General features: G+C 70.5%; 26 protein-coding genes. 15 read left to right on the top strand and 11 right to left on the bottom strand.

The window, feature by feature from the left end:
- Window positions 1-8 precede the first annotated feature (8 nt).
- Window positions 9-1178 carry a glycosyltransferase family protein gene (locus tag FKR81_RS03730; protein WP_146349471.1) on the bottom strand — a complete coding sequence of 390 codons (1170 nt, stop codon included), beginning with the start codon at window positions 1176-1178 and terminating at the stop codon, window positions 9-11.
- A gap of 50 nt (window positions 1179-1228) precedes the next feature.
- On the opposite strand from FKR81_RS03730, the gene FKR81_RS03725 reads away from it, so the two are divergent.
- Window positions 1229-4447 carry an AfsR/SARP family transcriptional regulator gene (locus tag FKR81_RS03725; RefSeq protein WP_146349470.1) on the top strand — a complete coding sequence of 1073 codons (3219 nt, stop codon included), beginning with the start codon at window positions 1229-1231 and terminating at the stop codon, window positions 4445-4447.
- Window positions 4351-4767, top strand: a complete 417-nt coding sequence (locus tag FKR81_RS43290; protein WP_186762739.1) for a hypothetical protein — start codon at window positions 4351-4353, stop codon at window positions 4765-4767. The genes FKR81_RS03725 and FKR81_RS43290 overlap by 97 nt, the downstream gene beginning before the upstream one ends.
- A gap of 214 nt (window positions 4768-4981) precedes the next feature.
- Here FKR81_RS43290 and FKR81_RS03720 read toward each other — a convergent pair whose 3' ends face one another.
- Window positions 4982-5488 carry an NUDIX domain-containing protein gene (locus tag FKR81_RS03720; protein WP_146349469.1) on the bottom strand — a complete coding sequence of 169 codons (507 nt, stop codon included), beginning with the start codon at window positions 5486-5488 and terminating at the stop codon, window positions 4982-4984.
- 88 nt (window positions 5489-5576) lie between these two features.
- On the bottom strand, window positions 5577-7379 hold the full coding sequence (locus tag FKR81_RS03715) for a S8 family serine peptidase (RefSeq protein WP_235921264.1): 1803 nt from the start codon (window positions 7377-7379) through the stop codon (window positions 5577-5579).
- A 280-nt stretch (window positions 7380-7659) separates the two neighbouring features.
- Between FKR81_RS03715 and FKR81_RS03710 the strand changes: the two genes are divergently transcribed.
- Complete coding sequence (locus FKR81_RS03710) at window positions 7660-9045, top strand: PepSY-associated TM helix domain-containing protein (protein ID WP_235921261.1); 1386 nt, start codon at window positions 7660-7662, stop codon at window positions 9043-9045.
- Between the two features lie 19 nt (window positions 9046-9064).
- On the opposite strand, the gene FKR81_RS03705 is transcribed toward FKR81_RS03710, so the two are convergent.
- A complete protein-coding gene (locus tag FKR81_RS03705; protein WP_146349467.1) occupies window positions 9065-10450 on the bottom strand; it encodes a COG1361 family protein in 1386 nt (461 codons plus the stop codon).
- A 126-nt stretch (window positions 10451-10576) separates the two neighbouring features.
- On the opposite strand from FKR81_RS03705, the gene FKR81_RS03700 reads away from it, so the two are divergent.
- Entirely contained in the window at window positions 10577-11611 is a 1035-nt protein-coding gene (locus FKR81_RS03700) for a saccharopine dehydrogenase (RefSeq protein WP_146349466.1), read from the top strand.
- Between the two features lie 10 nt (window positions 11612-11621).
- On the opposite strand, the gene FKR81_RS03695 is transcribed toward FKR81_RS03700, so the two are convergent.
- Together FKR81_RS03695 and FKR81_RS03690 are read right to left on the bottom strand one after the other, a co-directional pair.
- The gene (locus FKR81_RS03695; RefSeq protein WP_146349465.1) at window positions 11622-13814 is read right to left on the bottom strand and encodes a putative bifunctional diguanylate cyclase/phosphodiesterase; all 2193 of its coding nucleotides are present in this window, start codon (window positions 13812-13814) and stop codon (window positions 11622-11624) included.
- Between the two features lie 107 nt (window positions 13815-13921).
- Window positions 13922-14284 carry a DUF4406 domain-containing protein gene (locus FKR81_RS03690; protein WP_186762738.1) on the bottom strand — a complete coding sequence of 121 codons (363 nt, stop codon included), beginning with the start codon at window positions 14282-14284 and terminating at the stop codon, window positions 13922-13924.
- A gap of 49 nt (window positions 14285-14333) precedes the next feature.
- On the opposite strand from FKR81_RS03690, the gene FKR81_RS03685 reads away from it, so the two are divergent.
- The gene (locus FKR81_RS03685) at window positions 14334-15083 is read left to right on the top strand and encodes a DeoR/GlpR family DNA-binding transcription regulator (protein WP_146349464.1); all 750 of its coding nucleotides are present in this window, start codon (window positions 14334-14336) and stop codon (window positions 15081-15083) included.
- A gap of 25 nt (window positions 15084-15108) precedes the next feature.
- On the opposite strand, the gene FKR81_RS03680 is transcribed toward FKR81_RS03685, so the two are convergent.
- Complete coding sequence (locus FKR81_RS03680; RefSeq protein WP_146349463.1) at window positions 15109-15525, bottom strand: DUF3995 domain-containing protein; 417 nt, start codon at window positions 15523-15525, stop codon at window positions 15109-15111.
- Window positions 15526-15583: 58 nt separating this feature from the next.
- Here FKR81_RS03680 and FKR81_RS03675 point away from each other — a divergent pair, with 58 nt between their 5' ends.
- Window positions 15584-16153 (top strand): TetR/AcrR family transcriptional regulator, encoded by a 570-nt coding sequence (locus FKR81_RS03675; RefSeq protein ID WP_146349462.1) that lies wholly within the window; start codon window positions 15584-15586, stop codon window positions 16151-16153.
- A gap of 19 nt (window positions 16154-16172) precedes the next feature.
- Here the strand turns inward: FKR81_RS03675 and FKR81_RS03670 are convergent, their stop codons facing one another.
- The 3 genes from FKR81_RS03670 to FKR81_RS03660 all read right to left on the bottom strand — a co-directional run bounded on the left by FKR81_RS03670 (window position 16173) and on the right by FKR81_RS03660 (window position 18849).
- Window positions 16173-16907: a type 1 glutamine amidotransferase domain-containing protein gene (locus tag FKR81_RS03670; RefSeq protein WP_146349461.1), complete on the bottom strand. Its 735-nt coding sequence runs from the start codon at window positions 16905-16907 to the stop codon at window positions 16173-16175.
- 119 nt (window positions 16908-17026) lie between these two features.
- Window positions 17027-17737, bottom strand: coding sequence for a S1 family peptidase (locus FKR81_RS03665; protein WP_146349460.1), 711 nt, complete (start codon window positions 17735-17737; stop codon window positions 17027-17029).
- Between the two features lie 137 nt (window positions 17738-17874).
- Window positions 17875-18849, bottom strand: coding sequence for a helix-turn-helix transcriptional regulator (locus tag FKR81_RS03660; protein WP_146349459.1), 975 nt, complete (start codon window positions 18847-18849; stop codon window positions 17875-17877).
- Window positions 18850-18925: 76 nt separating this feature from the next.
- Here FKR81_RS03660 and FKR81_RS03655 point away from each other — a divergent pair, with 76 nt between their 5' ends.
- The 9 genes from FKR81_RS03655 to FKR81_RS03615 all read left to right on the top strand — a co-directional run bounded on the left by FKR81_RS03655 (window position 18926) and on the right by FKR81_RS03615 (window position 25366).
- Entirely contained in the window at window positions 18926-19264 is a 339-nt protein-coding gene (locus tag FKR81_RS03655; RefSeq protein WP_146349581.1) for a YybH family protein, read from the top strand.
- A 52-nt stretch (window positions 19265-19316) separates the two neighbouring features.
- A complete protein-coding gene (locus FKR81_RS03650; RefSeq protein WP_146349458.1) occupies window positions 19317-19814 on the top strand; it encodes a DUF488 domain-containing protein in 498 nt (165 codons plus the stop codon).
- A 94-nt stretch (window positions 19815-19908) separates the two neighbouring features.
- On the top strand, window positions 19909-20574 hold the full coding sequence (locus FKR81_RS03645; RefSeq protein ID WP_146349457.1) for a response regulator transcription factor: 666 nt from the start codon (window positions 19909-19911) through the stop codon (window positions 20572-20574).
- The gene (locus tag FKR81_RS03640; protein ID WP_146349456.1) at window positions 20571-21647 is read left to right on the top strand and encodes a sensor histidine kinase; all 1077 of its coding nucleotides are present in this window, start codon (window positions 20571-20573) and stop codon (window positions 21645-21647) included. Before FKR81_RS03645 ends, FKR81_RS03640 begins: the two co-directional genes overlap by 4 nt.
- Window positions 21648-21747: 100 nt before the next feature.
- Entirely contained in the window at window positions 21748-22329 is a 582-nt protein-coding gene (locus FKR81_RS03635; protein ID WP_146349455.1) for a VanZ family protein, read from the top strand.
- Window positions 22330-22421: 92 nt separating this feature from the next.
- Window positions 22422-23405: a TAXI family TRAP transporter solute-binding subunit gene (locus tag FKR81_RS03630; RefSeq protein WP_146349454.1), complete on the top strand. Its 984-nt coding sequence runs from the start codon at window positions 22422-22424 to the stop codon at window positions 23403-23405.
- A gap of 88 nt (window positions 23406-23493) precedes the next feature.
- Window positions 23494-23682, top strand: coding sequence for a hypothetical protein (locus tag FKR81_RS44850; protein ID WP_146349453.1), 189 nt, complete (start codon window positions 23494-23496; stop codon window positions 23680-23682).
- A 48-nt stretch (window positions 23683-23730) separates the two neighbouring features.
- Window positions 23731-24210, top strand: coding sequence for a cation:proton antiporter regulatory subunit (locus FKR81_RS03620; RefSeq protein ID WP_146349452.1), 480 nt, complete (start codon window positions 23731-23733; stop codon window positions 24208-24210).
- A 1-nt stretch (window position 24211) separates the two neighbouring features.
- Window positions 24212-25366 (top strand): cation:proton antiporter, encoded by a 1155-nt coding sequence (locus FKR81_RS03615; protein WP_146349451.1) that lies wholly within the window; start codon window positions 24212-24214, stop codon window positions 25364-25366.
- On the opposite strand, the gene FKR81_RS03610 is transcribed toward FKR81_RS03615, so the two are convergent.
- Entirely contained in the window at window positions 25347-26219 is an 873-nt protein-coding gene (locus tag FKR81_RS03610) for a hypothetical protein (RefSeq protein WP_146349450.1), read from the bottom strand. The two genes, FKR81_RS03615 and FKR81_RS03610, sit on opposite strands and share 20 nt — an antisense overlap.
- Window positions 26220-26252 lie beyond the last annotated feature (33 nt).

The raw sequence follows: 26252 nt of genomic DNA, 5'->3' as shown, positions 1-26252 counted from the left end.
GTTCTCACCTACTCCGGCCGACCAGCCGGAGTAGGCGGTGTCGCTCTTGTCCCGCCGGCCTTGGCGAGCACCTCGTCCATCCACGCGGCGAAGTGGACTGCCGTGCCTGCGGTGCCGGGCAATTCCCGCGTCGTCCGCACCGCCGCGAGGAGGGCTTCGGTCATCGCTTTGACGGTGTAGCGCGCCTCGATCCACCTTCGGCCCGCTGCGCGAAGTGCGTCCTGGCCGGGCAGGTCCAGCAGTTCGAGCGCCTTGGCCGCCAGCAGGGCGGGGCGGTACTCCGGGACCGACCACGCGGACGGCGCACCGAACAGCTCCTCACCGCCGCCTGCCGGATACCCGGCCACCAGGCAACCGCTCGCCAACGCCTCCGCGATCGGCAGGCCGAAGCCCTCGCCGATCATGCCGCCCAGGCCGATGAACACCGACGCCTCGCCCAGAGCGGCCGCCACCTCGGCCTCGGTGCAGTTCGAAATCTCCTGAAATTTCACTCCTGCGCCGCGCGGATCGTGCTGGAGCATTCGTTTGATCAGCGCGGCTTCTTCGGCCCGTTTTCTCGGCATCCACGCGATGGTCGGGTCATTTCGGTCGCGAGGGCGGAACAGGTCGGTGTCGATCGCGTTCGGCACGAGCATCAATGGCAGCTCGGGGTGCGCCCGGCCGAGCACGGCGACGCTTTCCTCGGACACCGTCCACACGGCAGGAGCGGGACTCCATCCTGGATAGCTGATGTCGTCATCCCAGAGCGAGAACGTCTGGAAGTGATTCTGGTTGAAGATGACCTTGCGGCAGCCCGGTGCCGGATCGCGGCCCGGCAGCACCACCGGCTCCGGCCACACCAGGACGTCGTCGTCGGCCAGGGCGAGCTCCGTGCCGGACCACATCGGTACCCGCTCGTCGAACCACGTGTACCGGAAGCCCGGTGTCGGGCACCACAGAGCGGCGTCGACACCGGCACCGGCCAGCGCCGCGACGTGCCTGCTCATGATCCGGACACCACCGACCGGGCGTTGCACCTCCGGTGCCGCATAAATTACTCGACCCACGATGAAAGATTCCTCCGGTGTGCCGAATCGGAAATCCAGAACGTAGGACACCCGGTCAATCACCGTCAATGAGCTTCCAATTTCCTTCCGGACTCCTTCCGAGGCAATTCCGAAATAAATCCCGAGGCTCACTCAAATGAGACAACGCCGAGAGGGAACCGCCCGAAGGTAGGGTCCCCCGCGTGGAAGAGTCTTCCGGACAACCGATCTCCATCAAGATCCTCGGCCCGTTCGAAACAACCGTGGACGGCGCCCCGGTTCAGCCGGGCGGCGCCATCCAGAAGGTGTTGCTGGCGGCTTTGGCGATGAACAACGGCAGCTCCGTGTCGATCAAGGAGCTCGCCGCCGCGGCGTGGGGAACGGCGGTGCCGGCGGCGCATCGGGCACAACTGCACAAGCGGGTCCGCATGCTGCGCGAGACTCTGGGTGAGCGGGCGATCGCCACCACCGGAGCCGGCTATCGGCTCGACCGCGCGGTCTGCCGGGCGGATGTGCACGAGTTTCGCGAGCGGCTCACGCGGGCGCGGGCGCACCGTGCCGCTGGTCGTGCCGAACGTGCCGTCGAGGAGTTCCGCGGTGCGCTGGCGCTGTGGCGGGGGCCGGTGCTGGCCGGTGTCGAGCACGACTGGCCGCTGTCGGTGCGGGCGGAGCTCGAGGAGCTGCGGGTCCGCGTGATCGAGGAACACCTCGAGGTCGAGCTCGGGCTCGGCAGGCACGCGGAGCTGGTGGCGACGCTGTCATCACTGGTGACGACGTATCCACGGCGAGAGCGGCTGGTCGGGCAGTTGATGGTCGCGCTGCACCGGTGCGGGCAGCGGACGGAGGCACTGGAGGCCTACGACCGTCTTCGGCTGGCACTACCCCAGGACGCCGAGCCGTCCTCGTACCTGGTGCAGCAGTACCGGTCGATCCTCGGCGGGGCGAGCACGCAGGAACCGGGCCGGGTGACCGTCGTGCCCGCCGGGTTGCCCATGAGCATCAGGCGATTCGTCGGGCGCGACGGCGAGGCCGCGGTGCTGGATTCCTCGCTGTATCCGGACGAGCTCGGTGCGGGGACGCCCATCGCGTTGGTGACGGGACTGGCCGGGGTCGGCAAGACCGCGTTGGCGGTGCGGTGGGGCCATCGGCGGCGCGATCTGTTCCCCGATGGCCAGCTCTACGTGAACCTGGGCGGGTTCGACTCGCACGCGACGACGGCGGGCGAGGCGCTGAACCAGTTTCTCCGCATTCTCGGCGTCGATGCCCGGCAACTGCCGGAAGCGTTGGCGGACAAGGTGAATCTGTACCGGAGCACGCTCGCCGGCCGACGGATGCTGGTGGTGCTCGACAACGCCGTGGACGAGGAGCAGGTGCGGCCGCTGCTGCCCGCCGAGCCCGGCTGCGCGGTCATCGTCACGAGCCGCCACGACCTGCGCGGGCTGGTCGCGCTGGACGACGCGCGGCGCCTCGAGCTCGACGTCCTCACCGCTGACGAGGCGTACCTGCTCGTGGCACAGATTCTCGGCGAACACCGGGCGTCCGCCGAACGGGCCGCGGCCGACGAGCTCGCGCTCTTGTGCGGATACCTGCCGCTCGCGTTGCGGGTGGCGGCGGCGAACCTGGCGGCACGCACCGGATCGATCGCGGACGCCGCGGCGGAGCTGGCCGGAGACGATCGGCTCGCGCGACTGAGGATCGGCGGCGACCAGGTGGTCACCTCCGCGTTCGACCTGTCCTACCGGGCGCTGCCCGAGTTCCCGGCGCGGCTGTTCCGGCTGCTCGGGATCCTGCCGACGCCCGAGTTCGCGGTCGAGACCGCGGCCGCCGTGCTGGGTGAGCCGTTCGACGTCGTGGACTGCGCGGTCGCCGAGCTGGAACGGGCGTGCCTCGTGATGCCGCACCGGCCCGGCCGTTACCGGCTGCACGACCTCCTGCACGTCTACGCGGGTGGTCTGGTCGGCGCAGGCGAAGGCGAATCGGCACGTCGCACCCTGTTCGAGTTCTACCTCAGCACCGCGGACGCGGCCGTCGCCTGGCTGGTGCCGCTGATGGCGAGACACCCGCGCGAACCGTCCGACGTCGCTCCCCTCGCGTTCGGCTCGGACGAATCGGCGCTGGCGTGGTTGAACGACGAGTGCGAGAACATCGTGACGAGTGCGCTGAAGCACGCGGAGAAGGGCACTCGCGGCATCGCCTGGCAGCTCGCGGACGCGATGCGCGGGTACTTCTGGCTCACGAACCGGTACGAGCTCGGTGGTGCCGTGGCGCTGGCCGCACTGCGGGCCGCGCAACGCGATGCCGACCTGCCTGGTCAGGTGACCATGCATCGCGCACTGGGCACGCTGAAAGCATCGTCCGACGTCGACAGCGCGATCGACCACTTCCAGCTCGGGCTGGATCTCAGCGTGCGGCTGGGCGACCGGGCGTTGCAGCGCAGCGCACTGAAGAACCTCGGGTTCGCCACCGTGCTGCGCGGCGACCTCGTTGCCGCGACGGAGGCGATCGAGCGAGCACTCGCGCTCGCCTCGAGCGCGGCCGACGAGCTGGACATCACCAAGCGGCTCGGCAGAACGTTGTGCCTGTCCGGCCGGTTCGAGTCCGCCAGGAGACACTTCGAGCGAGCAGTGGCATTGATGTCGCACACCGGCGATCGTGATGTGTACACGCTCGTGTGGCTCGGGACCACACTTCGCGTGCTGGGCGACGTGGCCGAGGCACGCCGTCTGGCACAGGAGGCGGAGCAGCTCGCCGCCGAATCGGCGGCCGACTACTGGCTGCTCGTCGTGCGTTGCGCGAATTCGTTCCTGGACAGGGATGGCGGCAACTCGATGAGGGCGATGTCCCTCGCTCGGGAGGTTCTGGAGCACGCGGCGCGGGCCGCGGATGCGCACCACGTCCTGTTCGGACACGAGGTGGTCGGTCAGGTGTTGCTCCACTTCGGCAGGTGCGACGACGCGGTGTCCGAGCTGAGCGACGCGGTGAAACTCGCGGGAATCGTCGGCAACGTCAACGAGTCCGTCCGGCTGACGATCAGCCTGGCCCGTGCGCTGGCCGCCACCGGCGAGCGCGACGACGCCCGGCGGCGAGCGGAGGAAGCGCTGGAAGTGGCCACCCGGCACCAGTTCGCGGTGGAGCGGGGCAAGGCGCTGACCACTCTGGCGGTGCTGCAGAGCGGAGACCACGCGCTCGACCGCGCGCGCCAGGCACTGGAGATCCAGCGGGAGACCGGCCACCGGCTGGGCCAGGCCGAGGCGCTTCTCGTGCTGGGACACCGGGGATCCGCCGACTCGGCCGAGTCGGTGCGTGAGGCGGAGTCGATTTTCCGGTGCTACACCGGCCATCCGCGGCACGTGCCCGCAGGCACGCTCGGCTGGGCCGACCTGGGACTCGCGCCACTCCGCTGCGCGCACTGCGCGACCTGACGACCGCACGACTCACCTGGCCGCGGCTCCGCGGCCTGCCGAGCCGCGGCGAGCCTGACGAGTGCGCGGCCGTCGAGCTCACCTGGCCGGACGGGCAGAAGGCGAAGCGGGACGTCAGCGAGGACTTCCTCCGCCTCCTGCGCTCCGCCAAGGCGCAGAAGCGCTTCGGGGAACTGGGTTTCCGCGACCCCTCGCACGCTTCGGGCCTGCTCGCCACCGACGACAACGGCGTGCCGCCCGGTTTCCAGGTGAAGGAGCTCCAGACACCGGCCCCGACTGCCGCGGCGACTACTGCGTGCTGTCGCCGGCCGGCCCGTTGAACGAGGTCAAGCGCAAGGGATCACGGACAAGATCAGGGCGTTGCCGTCGGACGGCGGAACCGGGTTGTTCGACACCGTCGACGAAGCCGTCACCATCATGCGGCAGAACCTGGACAAGAAGGCCATCAACGCCGTGGTGCTGCTCACCGACGGCCGCAACGACAAGAGGAAGCCGAGGATCCCAGCGCCATCGCGGACGACCTGGTGGCGGCGATCACGTCGAACTTCTGACCGCAGTGCCGTGGAAGTACCTGCGGGCCGCCTCGGCGTGCAGTGGGAACACCAGCTCCGAGGTCTGGTCGGCGTGCAGGATCCCGCGCTCGGAAGCCTCGGAGTTCGGCGTGAACGCGGGCAGCTCCGTCACTGCGGGAGCCAGGCCGAACAACAGCACGGTCTTCCCCGCTGACGTGAACCAGTGCGGCGCAAGGGAATCCGCGGCTATCTCGACCCCTGCCTCCTCGCGCAACTCTCGCGCGGCGCTCTGCTGCCACGTTTCGCCCGACTCCATGAACCCGCCGACCAGGGCGAGACCAACAGGGTGAATCGCCCGCCGCACAACCAGAAGCCCGGTGCGGGATCCCTCCACGACCGGTAGCAGCACCACGGCCACCGGCACCGGGTTCGACCACACCTGCGTGCCGCAGGAAGCACATGTCCGGGGGTAGTGGGAGATATCGGGGTACCTGGCTCCGCAGCTGGAGCAGAACGAGTCACGCGTCACGACGCGAAACCTAGCGCGACCCGCGCGTCGTGGCGTGCGGCCCCTTTGCCGGTGGTCGCGGCAAAGGGGCCCACGTGGGCAGGAGCCCTCAGAAGGTCAGGCTCCAGGTGTCGATGTAGCCGACGTCGGCGCTGGCCACGTCCTGCACCTTCAGCTTCCAGGTGCCGTTGGCGACCTCGGAGCTCGCGTCCACCGGGAAGGTGGTGATCACGTTGTCCGCGGAGTCACCGCTGGAGTTCTTCAGCCGGTACGTGGTGCCGTCCGGCGCGACCAGGTCGATCACCAGGTCGCCGCGATACGGGTGCTTGATGTCCACACCGACCTTGAGCGTCGACGGCGCGTTGCCGGTGATGCCGGTGACCACCACCGACGACGTGACCGCGGCACCGGCATCCGGAATGTCCACATTGGTGTCGTTGGTGAACGTCTTGCCGCCGGGCGGCGTGGTGCCGTTGACCGCCTCGAGCGCGTCGACCCGGCCCTCGCCGTAGAACGAGTTCTTGGTCGTGCCACCGGTGCAGCGGCTGTCGCTCGGGCAGGCCTGGTCCTCGGCCTGAGCGGCCAGCTTGCCGCGGAGGTCGGCGACCGTCGCCGACGGGTTCACGCTGGCCAGCAGTGCGGCCACACCGGCGACGTGCGGCGAGGCCATCGAGGTGCCGGACTTCTGGCCGTAGCCGCCACCGGGAACCGTCGAGTACACGCTGTCGCCCGGCGCGGCGATGTGCACCTTGTTCGTGCCGAAGTTCGAGTACGACGACTTGCCGTTGCTCGACGTCAGCGCGGAGACCACCACGACGCCGGGCAGCTCGGTCGGCAGGCTCAGGCAGTCGTTGGTGACGGTGCGGTTGACCGGAGTCGAGTCGTCGGGGCTGGTGTTGTCGGTCGACTTGCCGGCCAGGTTGTAGTTCTCGTTGCCCGCGGCGGCGACGTTCAGCACGCCCTTGCCCTCGGCGTAGGCGGCTGCCCGCTTGACGCCCTCCAGGATGGCGGCCTGATCGCGATCACTGGGGCAGTTGAACAACCACGGGTCGGTGTAATAGCTGTTGTTGGTGACCTTGATGCCCTTGTCACCGGCGAACACGAAGGCGCACACGGTGTTCTCCGGGAAGAACAGGCCGCTCGGGTTCTCCGCGATGCGCACCGAGGAGACCTTGACGCCGGGCGCGACGCCGATCGCGCCCTTGCCGTTCTTGGCGGCGGCGATGGTGCCCGCGACGTGCGTGCCGTGATCACCGACCGGCCGCCAGGCACCCTCGCGGGTGTCCAGCTTGCCGTAGGCGCAGGACGCCGACTTGCCCGCGTCGAAGTTGGCCTTGAGGTCGTAGTGCTGGTCGTCGACTCCCGTGTCGAGCACGCCCACGGTCACCGCCGCGGAACCCTGGTTGACGTCCCATGCCTTGTCCGCGCCGATGTTGACCATGTCGTAGCGCGAGATCTCGTTCGCGGTCGGCGTGGTCTGGCTCGGCGACGGCGGGATGGCCGGGTTCGCCGCGGCGGCAGGCACGTCGGTGGTGCGGGTCGCGCCGACCTGTTGCACACCAGCGACCGCGCGCACCTTGGTGGCGAAGTCGGCGGCGGTGGAGTGCGCGACGATCACGCCGATGGGGTCGTAGGAAGCGAACACCGTGCCGCCGTTGCCGGTCACCGCGGTCTTGCCCGCCGCCACGTCGGCGGGCGCGGTGATCACGAAGTAGGCGCGGTTGCCCGCCGCGGCGGACTGGTTCGCGGCCTGCGGCTTGTTCCCCCTGGTCTCGAGATCGGTGACCTGGTTCGGGACGGGCTGCGCGGGGCTGTTCGCCGTGGCGGAGGGCGAGCCGGCGATGGCGAGACCGGCGCCGAGCAGGACCGCCAGCGCGGCACTGCTCAGCGACGTTCGTGACGACAGGGACACTTGCGTCCTCCGTTGACCTCGTGGGGCGGTGCGCCAACGCGGCGCGGGCAGGGAGCCCCTTGTGCTCACTTAGAGGGACGCGGACACCGTTCGGGACGCGGGTGGGACAACGGTTCCGCTGGACGCGGTGCACGGTTCTTCACGGTTACCGGTATGCCCGCCCGGCTGGCAGGAACTGAACGGCGATCGCGGACGACTGGTGCTCCACACGTCCCTTCCTGCCCGCCCGAGGTGCCGCATGTCTGTTTCCCCACCCCAGGTGGATGACGTTCCCGCTCGCGTGAGCGCGGAACGATGGTCGGTGGTGCCGCTGTTGCGCCGGCTGCACTTCTACGCCGGTGTGCTCGTCGCACCGTTCCTGGTGGTCGCGGCCGCGTCAGGACTGCTGTACGCGCTCGCGCCGCAGATCGACGACGTGCTCTACGGCGACCTGCTGCGGGTGCCCTCGGCCACGGGCGCGCCGCGGCCGCTCGCCGAGCAGGTCACCGCGGCCAGGACCGCGCTGCCCGAAGGCACCGTGACCGGCGTGCTGGTAGCCGAGGAACCGGACGCGACGACGCAGGTGGTGTTCGCACTGCCGGGACTCGCCGAGGACTACAGCCAGACCGTCTACGTCAATCCGCACACCGGGCAAGTGCAGGGCCAGCTGACCACGTGGTTCGGCTCCACACCGGTCACGACCTGGCTGGACGGGCTGCACCGGCACCTGCAGCTGGGCGAGCCGGGCCGCCTGTACTCGGAACTGGCGGCGAGCTGGCTGTGGGTCATCGCCTTGGGCGGTCTCGTGTTGTGGCTCGTCCGGCAGCGCACCGCGCGGCGCCGGGTGCGGGCGTTGGTCGTGCCGGAGAAGGGTGCGAAGGGTGTGCGCAAGACCCGGTCCTGGCACGCGAGCGTCGGGATGTGGGTGCTGCTCGGCGCGCTGTTCCTGTCCGCCACCGGGCTGACCTGGTCGACGTACGCCGGGGAGAACTTCACCGCGGTCCTGGTGGCGTTGAACGCGAAGGCGCCCGCACTCGACACCGCCCTGCCCGGCACCAACGGATCCGGCACCACCGGATCCGGCGCACACGAGCAGCACAGCACGGGAACATCGGACAAGACCGACCCGGTGGATCCGGCGACCTTCGACCGCGTGCTCACCACAGCGCGAGGCGCCGGCCTCGACGGGCCGTTGCAACTCGGCGTGGCAGGCGAACCGGGGAGCGCGTGGACCGCCGCGCAGGTGGACAACACCTGGCCGGTGCGCCTCGACAAGGTCGCGGTGGACCCTGCGAGCGCGGCGGTGACAGCACGCGCCGACTTCGCCGACCGGCCGCTGCTGGCGAAGTTGTCGTCACTGGGCATCCAGGCGCACATGGGCCGGTTGTTCGGCGCGGCCAACCAGATCGTCCTGTTCCTGCTGGCGGCGGGCATCCTCACGCTGATCGTGCTCGGCTACCGGATGTGGTGGCAGCGCCGCCCCACCCGTGACGACCGCAGCACGCCGCTGGGTGCTCCGCCCGCTCGGGGCGCTTGGCAGCAGTTGCCGTTGTGGGCGGTGATCCCAGGGCCTCTGGTGCTGATCACGATCGGGTGGGCGATCCCGCTGCTGGGGCTGAGCCTGCTCGCGTTCCTGGTGATCGACGGGCTGATCGGCCTGGCACGCCGCACTCGGCAAGCGCGATGACGAGTGCGGCGTGATCCTGCTAGGCCGCGGGTGACACCGTGATCGGCACGGCGCGCTGGCACCGCTGGCACCCACCGAGGTGCTGCATGCTGGTCACGACCGGCTGCCACCCGTCACCGGCGATCCGCACCTCGTGGGGACCGCTGACGACGTCGGCGAACAACACCTTGCCGTCCTGGCCGGTGTCGCCTTCGGCCACCGTCCGGCCGTCGGTGAGGTCGACCAGGGCAACCCGCAGGCCGGCCACCCCTTCGCCTTCGTCGACCGCCCAGTCGTGGTCGAGGTCGTGGTACGCCGTGATGGCGACCGGACTGTTCGGCGCACCGGGCACCCGTGTCGCGTCGAACGCGTTCGGGAACCCGGCCAGGTAGCGCTCGTCGTCGCCGAAGTCGCACTCCACCAGGACGGAGGCGTGGCGAGCGGCGTCGGCGGGCACGAGCCCGGTCACGCGGAACACCCGCGTCTCACCGGCGGCCACCGTGACTCCGGCCCGCCCGCGCGGCAGGTCACCCCAGCGCGCGGGGTCGTCGAAGCCGTCGATCCACACACCGTCGCCGTCGCGGTCGCAGCCCGCCGTGACCCCGGTCAGCGGGGTCGAGCCCCGGTTGGTGAGCGTGACGGTGACGGCCGCTTCCGCACCGACCGCGTACGACTCCCGCTCGAACTCGACCCGCGCGTCGAGCGCCTCCCGCAACGGACGGCGCGCACCGATCTCCTGCGGCCGCGGCGTGCCGTCGACCCGCACGTTGCGCACGGCGGCGACGAGCCAGCTGTCGGGCAGGTCGTAGACGTCGACCTGGTACATCCGCGCGGGCAGGTCCGCGATCTCGAACCGTCCGCCGTCGTCCGTGACCGCGCTGGACTCCAGTCCTCCGCCGCGGGCGGTGAACCTGGTGCCCGCCAACGGCTGCTCACCGTCGTCCTGGGTGCCGTTCTTGTTGAGGTCACCGAACAACGTCCCGGTGATCGAGCCGCGGACGTCCGCCTCGATCACGTCCACGTCCACGAAGGTCTGGTTGTCCGCGGTGTTGGCGTCGTTGGAGAACAGCAGCGAGATCTTCAACCGCGCGTCGCCGTCGTTGCCGTAGAAGCTCCCCGCCACGTCGATCGTGCGGGTCTCACCGGCTTTGACCGCACCTCCTCGTCCGGTGTGCGCGAACTCCTTCCAGTGGTGGCTGGGCACGGTCAGGAACGAACCCGAGACGTGGGAGCTCGTGACCCTGACGCCGGCAGCGTCGACCGGGCCCTTGTTGGTGATGGTGACCTTGATCGGCACCTGCTGGTCCGGCACGTAGGTGCCCGGTGCGACCTCGGCGGTGATGGCGAGATCGGCCTTCTCGGCCGCGTGCGCCGGCACCGCGAACCCCGTGACGAGGGCAGCGGCGAGCGCCATGGATCTGAACATCAGGTGACTCCCCCAGTTGATGTTGCCTCCGCTTCGAACGTAGCGGGCGAGTCAATCGGTACTGTCGGCGCAACCACGGCGGCCTTGCTGTGCTGCCCGGAGCGTCGTGGTGGAGAGGGAGCCAGCATGACCGTCAAGCCCGCGCTCTGGTTGCGGCACGAGGTGCGCTCGACCGAACGCCGCACGCCGATCACTCCTGCCGACGCCCAACTGCTCGTGGCCGACGGGTTCGCGGTGACGGTGGAAGAGTCGTCGCAGCGCGTGTTCCCGGTCGAGGACTACGCCGCCGCGGGTTGCCGCATCGTCCCGGCCGGAGCATGGGTCGACGCGCCGGAGGACGCGGTGGTCATCGGGCTGAAGGAACTGCCGGACGCTCCCGCCGCGCTGCGGCACCGGCACGTGTTCTTCGGGCACGCCTACAAGGGCCAGCCCGGAGCAGCACGCCTGCTGCGCCGGTTCGCCGACGGCGGCGGTGTCCTGCTCGACCTGGAGTACCTGACCGACGACTCGGGCCGCAGGCTCGCGGCGTTCGGCTACTGGGCGGGGTACATCGGCGCCGCACTGGCCGTGCTCCACCACCGGGGCACGCTCGACACGCCACTGCGCCCGATGACCAGGCAGGAGCTGGACACTTTGCTGGCGCAGGAGAGCGGCCCGGTGAGCGCCTTGGTCCTCGGCGCGCTCGGCAGGTGCGGGCGCGGCGCCGGTGACGCACTCGTCGTCGCGGGCATCGAACCGACCAGGTGGGACCTCGAGGAGACGCGCGACCTCGACCGAAAAGCGTTGCTGCGACACGACATCATCGTCAACGGCGTGCTCACGACCGTGCCGGTGACCCCGTTCCTCACGCCGCCCGACCTCGACGACCCGGACCGCGGCACGACGGTCGTCTGCGACGTGACGTGCGACGTCGGCTCCCCCTGCAACGTCCTGCCGATCTACGACAGCACCACGGACTGGTCGCACCCCGCCCGGCGGCTGCACGACGACCCTCCGCTGGACATCATCGCCATCGACAACCTGCCCTCCCTGCTGCCGGAGGAAGCCAGCGTCGCCTTCTCCGCCGACCTGCTGCCACACCTGAAGACACTCGGCAACGACGACTCACCGTGGCAACGGGCCGATCGGCTCTTCCGCGAGGCCTGCGCCTCCAGCACCTGACCGCCGGCGCTCAGCGTTCGTCGGGTGTGCCGAACACGGCGCACCCGGAGGACGACACGGAGGGCTGGCTGTCCCAGTTGTCGGCGTGGTCGGGCTTGCCGAACAGGTAGCCCTGGGCGAACGCGCATCCGGCGCGGCGCAGCCAGTCGGCCTGCTCGGAGGTTTCGATCCCCTCGGCGACGGTGTGGGCGCCGAGGACTTCGGCGAGGTCGATGATGCACCGGACGACTCCGGCGGTGCGGCCGCTGTCCTCGAGCGCGTGCGTGAACGATCTGTCGATCTTGACGACGTCGAACGGGTACCGCTGCAGGTAGCTGAGTGACGAGTAGCCGGTGCCGAAGTCGTCGAGCGCCACCCGCACCCCGGTCTCCCGCACGGCCATCAGGCCGCGCATCGCGGCGTCGTCGGCCCACACCGACTCGGTCACCTCGATGGTCAACCGGTCCGACGCCAGTCCGGTCGTGGCGAGCACGCGGTCGAGCGCCGGCAGGAACGCGGCGGTCGCGAGCTGACGGGTCGACACGTTGACCGTGATGTCGAGGGCGCGGCCCTGGTCGTGCCAGCGCACGGCCTGGTGGCACGCCGCCGCGAGCACCTTGTCGCCCAGCGGCATGATCAGGCCGGTCTCCTCGGCCAGGCCGATGAACTCGCCGGGGCCGAGCAGCCCTCGTCCCGGCCGCTGCCAGCGGACCAGTGCCTCGGCGCCGGTGACCACCGACGTGGTCAGGTCCACGATCGGCTGGTAGTGCAGGACGAGCTGCCCGCCGTGCACGGCGGTGCGCAGGTCGGCCTTGTCGCGCTGACGGGCCAGCACCCGCTCCCCCATCTCGGGGCGGAACAGCCGGATCCGCCCGCCACCCTCCCTCTTGGCCACGTACATGGCGGTGTCCGCGTCGCGCAGGAGTTCCGCCGTTCCGACACCGGGCGTGGCGACCGCGATGCCGATGCTTGCCCGGATCACCAGGTCCGGGCCCGCCTCCAGTTCGGACAGCAGGTGCGTCGCCAGCCGCGTCGCCTCCTGCGCGTCGTGACCCGGCGCGAGAACGGCGAACTCGTCACCGCCGAGTCTGGCCGCGGTGGACGTGGGGCCGATCGCCGCGCCGATGCGCTGGGCGGCAGCGCGCAGGTACGAGTCGCCCGCCTGGTGACCGTCGGCGTCGTTGATCTCCTTGAACTGGTCCAGGTCGATGACCAGCAGACCCGCGGTCTCGTCCACGAGCAGGGCGGAGTCCACCAGGTGCAGGAAGTGCGCGCGGCTGGCCAGACCGGTCAGGTCGTCGCGCTCGGCTCGGCTGCGCAGCGCGTCCTCCAGCCGACGCCGCTTGCTCACGTCCACCGCGGCGACCAGCGTCTGCTCGGGCCCGGACACCTGTTCCACCGGAACGGCGTGCACGGCGAGCACGCCCGCGCGGCCGATCGTGACCTCGACCGGTTCCGGGTGGGCGTCCCGGCACCCTTCGGCGCACCGGGTGATGTCCGCGCCGTGGGCACAGGGCACCTTGCGGTCCCCCGGCTCGTCGGTGTCCCAGCCGAACAGCGCTCGTGCGCGGGCGTTGTGCAGCCGCGGTGTGCCGTCGTCGTCGAGCAGCACCAGCCCGACCGGGCTCGCCTGCAGCACGGCCGCGACGGTGCGGCGGGCGTCCTCCTCGAACCGCACGGCGCGGACCGTCTCGTAGAGCGCGATCGACCCGATCACCAGGCCCACCAACGGCATCAGGCTCGCCGCGACCGCATCGATGTCGACGGCCTCGTGGCGCGCGCGGACCTCGGTGGTGATCGAGACGACGAGGCCGGTCACGTATCCCAGCGACGCCAAGGACGCCTTGGGCGGGAAACGACCGGGTCCCCCGCGCAGCGCGCGCCGGGTGGTCACACCGAACAGGAACGCGATCACCGGCTGCGGGACCGGCAGGAGGAGCACCCCACCGGCGGCGGCGATTCCCTCCACCACCGCGATCGGCCAGCTGTCGCCGTCCGGGCGCAGCCACCACGAGCACAGCACGATCGCGACCAGGACAGCCAGTGGAAAGCGGAGAAGACCGCCGTCCGCCACGAGGAGCTGGACCATGAAAGCGATCCCACCCAGCCAGGCGAAGCAGTTCGTCAGCAACCTGACGCCCCGCAGCGCGACGTGGCCAGGCGGGTCCGTCACGTAGCTCACCTGTTCCGACGTCATCGCCGCGGAACGGTGTGGACGTGTCACGCCCAATTCCCCCCAGGGTCAGGGTGAACTCGCTTGCTCAGCCAATTGAAGATCGAACTATCGGACCTCGGCCTGCGCCTCGCAACCGCCGTTCGGGTGAGCAGGCGTTACGCGGCCCGGTAGCCGGGGATGTCCTCGACCCGGTGGTAGATCGGCAGGCCGCGGTCCTGGGCGATCCGCACGTCCTCGTCGGCGCCGGTGGACTCACCGGGCAGCCGGAGCACCGCGTCGCAGTGCTCGAGCAGGCGTTGCGCGGTGGGATACATGATCTGTTCGGCGACCGGATCGGCCGGACCGGCACCACCCGCGCCGCGCAGCACGGGCAACGCGACCCACTCCCCGATCATCGGGACGTGGCCGCTGCGGAAGATCGGCCAGGCGGCCTCCTCGAGCCGGGCGAGGTTGCGCGCCATCAGATCGGGATCGTCACCGGTGCCCGAGCGGTAGGGCCCGGCGATCAGAATCAGCATGAAGCCGACCATAGTGTGCAAGACTCGGCAGAAACAAGGAGAACCGTGCATGCTTGCCGCTCAACGTCGTGACCTGCTGCTCGAACGCCTGCGCACCGACGGTCGCGTGATCGCCAAGGACCTGGCCGCCGAGCTCGACCTGTCCGAGGACAGCATCCGCCGGGACCTGCGCGACCTGGCCGCGGCGGGACTGTGCCAGCGCGTGTACGGTGGCGCGCTGCCCGTCTCGCCGGCGATCGTCGACTACGGCGCGCGCCGGGACGTCGAGGTGTCCGGCAAGCAGCGGGTGGCGGCCGTCGCGGCCGAGCTGGTCGCACCGGGCAGCACCGCGATCATCGACGGCGGCACGACCGCATTGGCCGTGGTGCGCGCGTTGCCCCTCGACCTGCGGGCCACCGTCGTGACGCACAGCCCGACGGTGGCGAGCGCGCTCGCCGACCACCAGGCCGTGGACGTCTACCTGATCGGCGGACGGCTGTTCAAGCACTCGATGGTCTCCTGCGGCGCGGCGGCCGTGGAAGCCGCGCGCGGCCTGCACGCCGACGTGTTCCTGCTCGGCGTGACCGGTGTGCACCCGGAAGCGGGACTGACCACCGGCGACGCCGACGAGGCCGCGATGAAACGCGCACTGGCACGCCAGGCCGCCGACACCTACGTGCTGGCGAGCTCGGAGAAGATCGGCGCGGCGTCCCGGTTCTCCGTGCTGCCGCTGACCGAGGTCGCCGGCGTGATCACCGACGCGAGCGCGGACAACCCGACGGTGCGCGAGCTGGGTGTACCGGTCATCCACGCGCCATGACGGACTGTCGTGGTGGGAGGGCGGTTCAGCCGAAGGCGGCGACGGCACCACACGACGCCGCGAGACCCAGGCACAGCGGGGAGTAGTAGAGCCGGTCGAGCCGCGCGAACTCGGTGCTCCGACGGGACGACACCACCAGTCCGCCCGCGCCGCGCAGCAGAAGCACCGCCGCGACGCAGCCCGTGCCCACCGCGGGCAGCCAGCCGGGCCCGGCCGCGGTGACCAGCCCCGCTCGGGCGACCACGAGGTAGCCGGCCACGCCGAGCAGCACCGCCACCACCGCCGTCATCCCCGCTGTCGGCAGCTTGTCGACCGGCACGTCGACGACGCGGCGGGCGAACTCCTCGCGGGTGCGCAGCGGCCACGGCGAGAACATCCACACCACGTGCAGTGCACCGATCAGCACCAGCACGACGGCGGTGAGCAGAGCCAATGCTGCCATCGTGACATCCACCTTCCGTACACCTCTGCATGGTTTTCCGTACAGTACTGTATGGAAGGTGGCGAAGCCCCGACTCTCGAAACAGGACTGGCTCACCGCGGCGCTCGTGGCGCTGGCCGAAGGCGGGGTCGGTGCCGTGGCCGTCGAACCGCTCGCGCAGCGGCTCGGGGTGACGCGCGGCAGCTTCTACTGGCACTTCGCCGACCGGGAAGCCCTGTTGAGCGAAGCGCTGGAGTGGTGGGAACTGCAGGGCACGGACGCGGTCATCGAGCAGGTTGCCGGGATCGCCGATGCCGAACAGCGGCTGCGTGCGCTCTTCGCCATCGCGATCACCGAGGATCCGACCGAGGGGCTGGAACCCGCGCTGGTGGCGCTGGCCGACAACCCCGTTGTGGCGCCGGTGCTGCACCGCGTCACCCAACGCCGCGTGTCGTTCCTCGCCGACGTGTACGCCGAGCTCGGTCTGCCGCCCGCACAGGCGCGGCGCCAAGCAGTCGCGGCCTACGCGGCGTACGTCGGGTGGGTGCAGCTCAGGAGAGCCACCCCAGCGGCTCTTCCGGAGATCGTTGACGACCCCGACGCGCTCGCGCACCTCGTGGAGCAACTGGTGCTGGTCCGCGATCGGTGAAGATCGAACCCGGCGGCGGTCACTCGCCGAGCAACGCCGCGAACGTCCGGGCGAACAGGTACGCGTCGCCGGGCCAGCGGGCCGACACGTAGTTGCCGTCCCGCACCACGAACGCCGGTCCGTCGTCGGTCGCGGTGCCGCGCTTCGTGAGCTCCACCGGCCCGCGCTCGACGTGGGCACCCGTGGCGGCGACCTCGTCCTGCACGTAGGCGGGATAGGTCCGGTAGTAGCGGCCGCGGCGCCACGCCGTGAGGAAGTAGGCGCCGCGTTCCATGTACTTGGGCAGGCAGGTCGTGCGCCGGTCGGCGAGCACGCTGCGTCCCGTGGCCGGATCGGTGGTGCGGGCCAGCACGAGCACCCCGTGACAGATCGCGCCGACCGGGCGCTCCAGCGACCAGAACTGACGAACCTTGTCCCGCAGCACGGCCGAGCCCAGGTACTGACGCATGCCGGGTGCGTGCCCACCGGGCAGCAACAGGCCGTCGTACTCCTCGGGCTTCAGATCCGCCCACGCCACCGGATCCCGATACGCGGACTGAGCGGTGAGCTGGCGGTAGTACTCCCCCGGCTCCGGCTCCGCGCCCAACTGTCCGAAGAGGACACCGGTGAGCAGCAACGGATCCGCCTCCGGCTGGCCGCCGCCGAACTCGGTGGCGAAGACGACCTCGTGGCCGGCATCGGTGAGCAGCCGCCACGGCACCGCCACCTCGGTGACGTCGAAGTCGTGGTCGGGCAGCGGAAGCAGTACGCGCACGGTCGGTGATGCTAACGAGTCGGCGACCGCGCCGGTGCATTCGGCGGACGCGTTCTTCATCTCCACCGGCAGGGCGGATGGTCACATCGACCGTCCGCCCCTCGGTGTTGTACAGGCGTTTACTGGTTCGGGCCGGCGCCACCGGGACGGATGCCGGTGGTCTGCTGGACCCAGGCCGCCCGCCGCGGGATGTTCTGGTAGGCGACCGTCAGCTTCGACGGGTCCGATCCGCCGCCGACCGGGCCCGTGCAGGTGCCGATGACCTGGCCGTTGTAGACCATGGGACCACCGGAGTCACCGAAGTAGGCCTGGCCGTTGATCGGAGCGCCGTTGATCGTTCCGCCGATGGCGACCACGCGCAGGTTCGCGGTCTTGATCGACTGTGCCAGCGGGCCGCCGGGCGCGGAGATGCCGCCCCAGCCGTAGATCTGCACGGTGGCGCCCATGGGCGGGGGCGTCGCGGTGTAGGGCATGTACTTGCTGATGTTGGCAGGCGAGGCCAGCTTCTTCAGCGCCACATCGCCGTTGGTGAAGTCCTGCACGACTCGGATGCTTCGGCCCTGGCCGAGTCGCTGGCTGCCCACGCGCACGCTGCCGCCGCGACCGCAGTGGGCGGCGGTGAGCACCCACAGCGGGCCGATCACGGAACCGGAGCAGAATCCTCCCGCGCTGACCTGCGCACCCCATGGCGCGCCACCTTCTGGCACGGTGCCACCACCGATGATGTTCGGGTGCACGTCCGCCGACTCGCTCGCCTGAGACGGCGCGGCGGTGCCGAGGCCGGCGACGAGCACGGCGCCGACCATCACGCTGAACAACTTGAGCCGCATTACCTCTCCTAAATCAGGACATGGGCAGGGAAACCATGGATGCGGCGGAGCCTCCAGGAGCTGATCACCACCATTGTGCTGCCCAGGTGGACGGTCGGGACGTCCCGGATTTCCGGGCTGCCGGTCGAGGCCGACTCTCAGTGCGACATTCCGCAGTACGTGGCGACCGCGGCGGCGCGGTTGCGCAGGGAGGTGCGCAACCACTGCGGCGCAAGGGCTTCCGCGTTCGCGGCGAGCTGCCACAACGCCCACACCGCGTGTCTCGAATCCTGGAAGGTCACCTCCAGCCGCAGCCAGCCGTCTGCGTCGGCTTCTTCGGCGAGGACGGCCAGCGCGGTGCCCACCAGCTCGTCGCGCCGCGCCGGGTTCAGCCGCACCAGCACGGTGACCTGGTCGCCGCCGGTCCGGAACCGAGTGCTGCGTTCCTGCCAGGCCCGGTCCAGATCGACCCGGTCCGGTCGTTGTGCGGGTTCGGCGAGCACCTCGGCGGCCAAGATCCTGGACAGCCGGTAGGTGCGATCCGCGCCGGACCTCGTGGCCAGCAGGTAGCCCTGGCCGCGCACGGTGACCAGACCGATCGGGTCCACCGTGCGCCACTTCGGGGTCTCGTCCGCTGCCGCGTAGTGGATGCGCAGCTTGCGTCCGGCGAAGACCGCGCGCCGGACCTCGGCCACGACGGCGTCGGGCACCTCCTCGGCGACCAGCCGGCGCGCGAGGAGATCGGTCTCCGGGTCGATGAGCAGTCGCTGGGCCGCACCGGCCGCGGTCTCCCGACAGCTCTCGGGCAGCGCGTCGACCACCTTGCGCATGGCCGACGTGAGCGCCGAGCCGAGGCCGAACGCCTGCGCGCCGCGCCGCGATCCGGCGACCAGCAGGGCGAGTGCCTCGTCGTGGTTCAGTCCGGTGAGCTCGGTCTGGAAACCGGGCAGCAACGCGAAACCACCGTGCCTGCCGCGTTCGGCGTAGACCGGGACGCCGGCCGCGGACAGCGCGTCGATGTCGCGCAGCACGGTGCGGGTGGACACCTCCAGCTCGCGGGCCAGCGCGGTCGCGGACAGCCGGCCGTGCTGGCGCAGCAGCAGCACCAGCGACACCAACCGGTCGGCACGCATGCGAAAACTCTAAGGGAATACACGACACAGGATGTCGTGATTCGTTGGCAGGCTGATCCGCATGACGAGCAAGACAGTGGCCACTGAGCCGAACGACCTGGGCAAGTACTTCATCGAGCGCGGCAACGCGGGCGATGTCGACGGGCTGGTGGCGTTGTACGAGCCGGACGCCGTGCTGGCGTTCCCGCCGGGCACCCTCGCGACCGGGCACGCGGAGATCCGCGAGGTGTACGAGCGGTTCGTCGCGGCCGCGCCGGTGCTCTCACCGGGGAGGCAGCATCCCGCGCTGGTGAGCGGCGACCTGGCACTCACCGCGTGCACGCTGACCACCGGTGAGATGACCGTCGAGATCGCCCGCCGCCAGCCGGACGGGTCGTGGCTGTGGGTCCTCGACCAGCCGATGCTCCTGCCGTAGCGGAACGGCGGTGGGCGCGGCCGCGCCCACCGCCACCACAGTGGAGGCGGAGATGAGACGCATCGCGACGATCGGCGTCTACGGCTTCACGGCCGGAGCATTCGTCGACGAGCTCACCAGCGCGGGCGTGGGACTGCTGCTCGACCTCCGCCAGCGCCGCGGCGTCCGGGGCCCCGACCACTCCTGGGCGAACTCGGTGCGGCTCCAACGCGCGCTCGCCGCGGCGGACATCGGCTACCGGCACGTGAAGGAACTGGCGCCGACGACCGAACTGCGCCGGCTCCAGTACCGCGCGGACGACCGCAACGGCGTGGGCAAGCGCAACCGCGTCGCGCTGGCGCCCGAGTACGCCGAGCGCTACACCCGCGAGATCCTCGACCCGTTCGACCTCGGCGCGCTCGTGGCCGAGCTCCCGAGCAGCTCGACGACCGCGCTGCTCTGCGTCGAGCGCGACCCGCAGGCATGTCACCGGTCACTCGTGGCCGCGCGCCTGTGCGCCCAGCATGGCCTGGTGGTCACGAACCTCTGCCCCGGCCTGGCCCAACGCTAGCCGGGGCACAGTGGCTGGCCGGCTCCCCGCAGCAGGGCCGTGCCGCCCGTGTTCGCATATGTCGGCGATATGCCGTGCTGCCTAGGCTCCGGGCATGCGCGTGCTGATCGTGGAGGACGAGCCCTACCTGGCCGAAGCCGTCCGTGACGGTCTCCGGCTGGAGGCGATCGCCGCCGACATCGCAGGCGACGGCGGCACCGCACTGGAACTGCTCAGCGTCAACTCGTACGACCTCGCGGTACTCGATCGCGACATCCCCGGTCCCTCCGGCGACGAGATCGCCCGGCGCATCGTCGCCTCCGGCAGCGGCATCCCGATCCTGATGCTCACCGCCGCCGACCGGATCGACGACAAGGCGTCCGGGTTCGAGCTCGGCGCCGACGACTACCTCACCAAACCGTTCGAGCTCCGGGAGCTCGTCCTGCGGCTGCGGGCGCTCGACCGCAGGCGCGCGCACGCCCGGCCTCCGGTCCGCGAGATCGCGGGCCTCCGGCTGGACCCCTTCCGCAGGGAGGTCTTCCGCGACGAACGCTACGTCGCGCTCACGCGGAAGCAGTTCGCCGTGCTCGAGGTTCTCGTCGCCGCCGAGGGTGGTGTCGTCAGCGCCGAGGAGCTGCTGGAGCGGGCCTGGGACGAGAACGCCGACCCCTTCACCAACGCCGTCCGCATCACCGTCTCCGCACTGCGCAAACGACTCGGCGAACCGTGGCTCATCGCGACGGTGCCCGGCGTCGGCTACCGGATCGACACCGGCTCGTGAACCGACGCCCAGGACTCAGCGCCCGGCTGAAACTCACCCTCAGCTACGCCGGAGTCGTCCTCGTCACCGGCGCCGTTCTGCTCGCTGTGGTGTGGATGTTCCTGCTGCGGTACGTACCCGACAGCTCCCAGGGCCTGCTCGGGATCTCACCCAACCGCTACCTCCTCTCGCGCATCTTCGGCCGCGCCGCGGCCGTGGCACTCGCCTTCCTGCTCGTGTTCGGCCTCGTGGGCGGGTGGTTCCTCGCCGGTCGGATGCTCGCTCCACTCGCCCGGATCGCCGACGCGGCACGGCTGGCCGCGAACGGATCGCTGTCCCACCGGATCCGCTTGGAGGGCCGCGAAGACGAGTTCCGCGAGCTCGCCGACGTGGTCGACACCATGCTCGAACAACTCGAGTCCCACGTCGCCGAACAGCAGAGGTTCGCCGCGAACGCCTCCCACGAACTGCGCACCCCGCTGGCGATCTCGCGGACGCTCCTCGACGTCGCCCGCAAGGACCCCACGCGGGACCGGGGCGAGCTCGTCGAACGCCTCCACACCGTCAACACGAGGGCGATCGACCTCACCGAGGCACTCCTGCTGCTCAGCCGCAGCGACGGCGGGAGCTTCACCCGCGAGCCCGTCGACCTCTCCCTCATCGCCGAAGAAGCCACCGAAACGCTGCTCCCCCTCGCCGAACAGCGCGGCATCACGCTCGACGTCACCGGCGAGACAACACCGGCCGCCGGCTCCGCGGCGCTCGTGCTGCGGATGGTGGCGAACCTCGTCCAGAACGCCATCGTCCACAACCTCTCCGCCGGCGGCACCGTCGCGGTCCACACCGAACCGCAGCACGACGCGAGCGTGCTGCGGGTGGAGAACACGGGCCATCCGCTCCCGCCGGAACTGGTTCCGACGCTCACCGAACCATTCCAGCGCGGAACAGAACGCATACGCACCAACGAGCACGCCGGCGTCGGTCTCGGTCTGGCCATTGTGGACAGCATCGTCCGGGCGCACGACGGGACCCTCGACCTCACGCCCCGCGCGGGCGGCGGTCTCCTCGTGACGGTTCGACTGCCACGTCCTTGAGACCGGGGTCCGGATATCGCTGGCGTATCGAAAATCGGATACGCCACCGCAACAGTCACCCGGCTTGGGTGGAGGCATCCGGACGGAAGGGGGACGCAACGTGCTCAACAGGTGGCACGACTGGGTCGGCACGTTCACCGGCGTGGTGGTCATCACGGTGCTCGCACTGCCGTTGGCAGCGCTGGCGGTGTGGGTTCTGGCCCATCTCCGCAGTGCCAACGGCAGCTCGTCGGCGTGGCGGACGTCGCTGGCCGACGTCGGCATCGTCTACGGGACGGTACCGCCGGTGTGGATGATCCTGTTGCCGGGCGAGGAACCCGGTGTCGCCCCCGGCCGGGTGAGCCTGGTACCGCTGGCGGATCTGCTCGAGATCGTCGCCGACGGAGCCACCGGGCAGATCGTCGGCAACCTGCTGGTGTTCGCGGCGCTGGGGTTCTTCGCCCCGCTGCGGTTCGCGGCGCTGGCGTCGGTGTCGCGGATCCTGGCGCTCGGCGCGGGCTGCTCGACCCTGGTCGAGACCGCGCAGTACGTGCTGCAGCTGGATCGGGTGTCCTCTGTGGACGACGTGCTGCTCAACGCAGCAGGCGCCGGGCTGGCCGCACTGGCGTCACGCCCCTGGTGGCGCGCCGCGGCCGGAGCGTCGTCCGATCAACCTCGGCCGCTGAGCCCCCAGCGTTCTTAACACTCCCTTAGGACGGTCGCACTGGGCTGTGACCGCCACCACAACTAGCTTCTGGAAGACCGCACCTCAGCCGTTTCCAGGAGAGCCCAACGATGCGTGATCGCCTGTTTCAGATCAGCGTGGGAGCGCTCACACTGGTCCTGCTCGCAGCGGGATGCGGCAATCGGAGCGATGGCAACACCGCGTCCGCGGTCGGCGCCTGCGAGGCGGGCGAGGGACGCATCACGATCGCCACCGGCAACGCGGGCGGGGTGTACCACACGGTCGGTGGCGGTCTCGCGCAGCTGATCAGCGGCAACACCAGGCTGGAGGCGACGGCCGCCGAGACCGGCGCGTCCGTGCAGAACATCCAGCAGCTGGCCGCGGGCGAACACGACATGGCGTTCTCACTGGCGGACATCGCCGCGGACGCGGTCGAGGGGAAGGGCAGCTTCGCGGGCAGTCCGCAGAAGATCCAGGCGCTGACCCGCATCTACCCCAACTACACGCAGGTGCTGGTGCGCAAGGACAGCGGAATCGAGAGCATCACGGACATGCGCGGCAAGCGGATCTCCACCGGATCGCCCAAGTCCGGCACCGAGGTCGTGGCCAACCGGCTCCTGAAGGCAGCCGGCCTCAACCCCGAGTCCGACGTGCAGGCGCAGCGGCTGGACATCACCAAGACCGCCGAAGGCATCGAGAACGGCAGCATCGACGGACTCATCTGGTCCGGCGGGCTGCCGACCGCGCAGATCACCGGCATCACGACCGTCCTCAAGGGCAAGGTGAAGTTCATCGACGTCATGCCGTTGCTCGGCACGCTGAAGCAGATCAGTCCGGTGTACGACGACGGCGTCATCCCGGCCGCGGCGTACGGCCAGGCCGCGGACCTGCCGACCGTGGTGGTGCCCAACGTGTTGCTGGTTCGCGAGGACTTCGCCGCAGCCGACGCCTGCGCGATCACCAAGCTCATCCTCACCAGGGGCGAGGAACTGGAGAAGGTGCATCCGGCGGCCAAGGACATCACCATGGACAAGGCGCCGCAGACCGAGCCCGTTCCGCTGCACCCCGGCTCCACGCGCGCACTCGGGTACTGATCCGCTCGTCGAACGACCGGCGGCGGTCCAGGTACCGCCCACGTGCAACGGGCGGCCCGCGACGCACGTCGGCGACCACAGGCCCAACGTGTTCGTCGGGACGGCCGGTGCCGACGAGTTCTTCGGCGCCAACGGCAACGACTGGGCCGACGGTGAGGAAGGTACCGACACCCTCAACGGCGGCCCCGGCTTCGACGTCGGCGACGGTGGCGCGGGACCTGCCGACCGGTGCGACGCCCGGTTCGAGTCGCTGTCCAGCTGCGAGGTCATCTTCTGATCAGCCAGCCGGGCAGCCGGTTGCGGCTGAAGTGACCATGATGAACCCATGGACGTGAACGAGGTTCTGCTCCCCGGTGTCGGCCTGCGCTACGAGTTCACCAACGCCGACGGAGAACGCATCGGCATCGTCGCCCGCCGCTCCGGCGACTTCGAGGTGCTCACGTACTCGGACACCGATCCGGACGAGAGCAGGCCGGTGTTCCGGCTGACCCCGGAGGAAGCGGACACCGTGGCGGAGATCCTCGGCGCACCGCGCATCGCCGAGCGGTTCGCCGACCTGACCAAGGAGGTGCCCGGCCTGAGCGCCGGGCAGGTGGCCGTCGCGCCGAGCTCCCCCTACGTGAGCCGCCCGCTCGGTGACACTCGTGCGCGCACCCGCACCGGCGCGTCCATCGTCGCCATCGTCCGCGGCGACGACGTGATCGCCTCCCCCACACCCGACGAGGTGCTCCAGCCGGGAGACGTGCTCGTGGTGATCGGCACCCACGAGGGCATCAACGGCGTGCGCGCGATCATCGAGACCTGACGTGCACACCTCGCTCGCGCTCCTGCTCGAGCTGGGCATCATCCTGGTGGTGCTGAGCGTCCTCGGCGCGCTCGCCCGGCGCTGGTCGTTCTCGCCGATCCCGCTCTACCTCCTCGCCGGGCTCGCACTCGGCGAAGGCGGCATCGCACCCGTACCGGCCGCGGGCGAGTTCGTGCGGGCCAGCGCGTCCATCGGTGTGGTGCTGCTCCTGCTGACGCTCGGACTGGAGTTCAACACCGCCGAGTTCAGCCACAGCCTGCGCCGCCACGTGCCGTCCGCGGTGCTCGACTTCGTCCTCAACGCCACACCGGGCGCGATCGCGGGCTGGCTGCTCGGGCTGAGCTGGGTCGGCGTGCTCGCGCTCGCCGGCGCCACCTGGATCTCCTCATCGGGGATCATCGCGCGACTGCTCAGCGACCTCCGCCGCCTGGGCAACAGGGAAACCCCCGCCGTGCTGTCCGTCCTGGTCATGGAGGACTTCGCCATGGCCGTCTACCTGCCGGTGCTGGCCGTGCTCGCTTCCGGCGGCACGTGGTGGCAGGCCCTGCTCGGCGTGACCATCGCGGTCGGCTGCGTCGCGGCCGCCTTCGCCGCGTCACACCGCTGGGGGCACCACGTCAACCGATGGCTCGGCCACCCCGACTCCGAACAGCTGATGCTCCGCGTGCTCGGCACGACCCTCGTCGTCGCCGCACTGGCCGAGCTCGTCGACGTCTCGGCCGCGGTCGGCGCGTTCCTCGTCGGCCTCACCCTCACCGGCGAGGTCGCCGAACGCGCACGAGCCGTGCTGGCACCCCTGCGCGACCTGTTCGCCGCGGCCTTCTTCCTCGCCATCGGACTCGCGGTCAGTCCCACCGATCTCCTGCCGGTGCTCCCCGCCGCCATCGCACTCGCCGCGGTCGGCATCGCCACCAAGTTCGCCACCGGCTGGTACGCCGCCCGACGCGACGGCGTCGCACTCCGCGGACGACTCCGCGCCGGCACCGCCCTCATCGCCCGCGGCGAGTTCTCCATCGTGATCATCAGCCTCGCCGGCTCCGCGAGCACCGCGATCGGCCCGGTCGTCACCGCCTACGTCCTCCTCCTCGCCACCATCGGGCCGATGCTCATGAGGTGGTCGGGCACGTGGTCGTGGATCACGTCACCGCGACCGTGAACGCCGCGGTGTGCACCTTCCCGCCGTGGGCGAACTCCAGGAACAGCCGGTACTCGCCCCGGTCGGCGAACACGGCCTGGAAGCTGAGCTCCCCGTTGGCCAGCGGCGCGCCTGCCGGCTCGAGCGGGTGCTGATGCGTGGCGGACAGCAGCATGGTGTGGAAGCCGGTCATGTGCCCGTTGGCACCCAGGTGGGGTTCGAGCGAACGGATCGGCGCACCGTCGGGGCCGTGGATGGCGAACCTCAGCACCTGCGGGCGCATCGCCGCGGGCTGGACCGGTTCGTCCACACGCGACACCGTGAACCCCGTGCCGGTCACGGTGTCCGCCGCTGGCGCGGGGACGGGCACCAGCGTGGTGTCGCCGGGCACGCTGAACGGCACGCCGAGCACCACCGGGTGCCGCGCGTCCTTCGTGTCGAGCGGGACGAACTCGGCGAACATCCGGTAGGCGCCGCCGTCGGTCAGCTCGAGCGCGGTGTGCCAGGTGTCGCCGTCGAGTGCCGGGTGCACGTGCTCGAACACGTGCATGTCGTCGCGGACGGCGAAGAAGTGCATCTGCTTGGTCTGGTTGTCCAGGAACCGGGTCACCGGAGTGCCGCTGCCGTCGAGGATGCGGAACGCGACGGGCACGGCAGGGCCTCGGGTGGTGGGCATCGTGACGCGTTCGAGCCGGTAGCCGTTCTCCACTTCGGACAGACCGTCGCTGTGCGCAGCGGGCGTCATGTCCACCGCGCGCTGGTGGGCGGAGTGCGCGGGGCCGGGCGTCGGGCGGGCGAGCACGAACGCCGCGGCCACCATCACCGCGGCGGCGACGACCGCGAACACCCAGTCCGTGAACCGCAACTTGCGCATGGTCACTCCTCACGAGGCGGGTGGGCGGCGAAC

The sequence above is a fragment of the Lentzea tibetensis genome (assembly GCF_007845675.1).
In the GTDB taxonomy this organism is placed as follows: domain Bacteria; phylum Actinomycetota; class Actinomycetes; order Mycobacteriales; family Pseudonocardiaceae; genus Lentzea; species Lentzea tibetensis.
The sequence above is the reverse complement of the archived record's forward strand: the minus strand, read 5'-3'. Positions and strand labels throughout refer to the sequence as shown.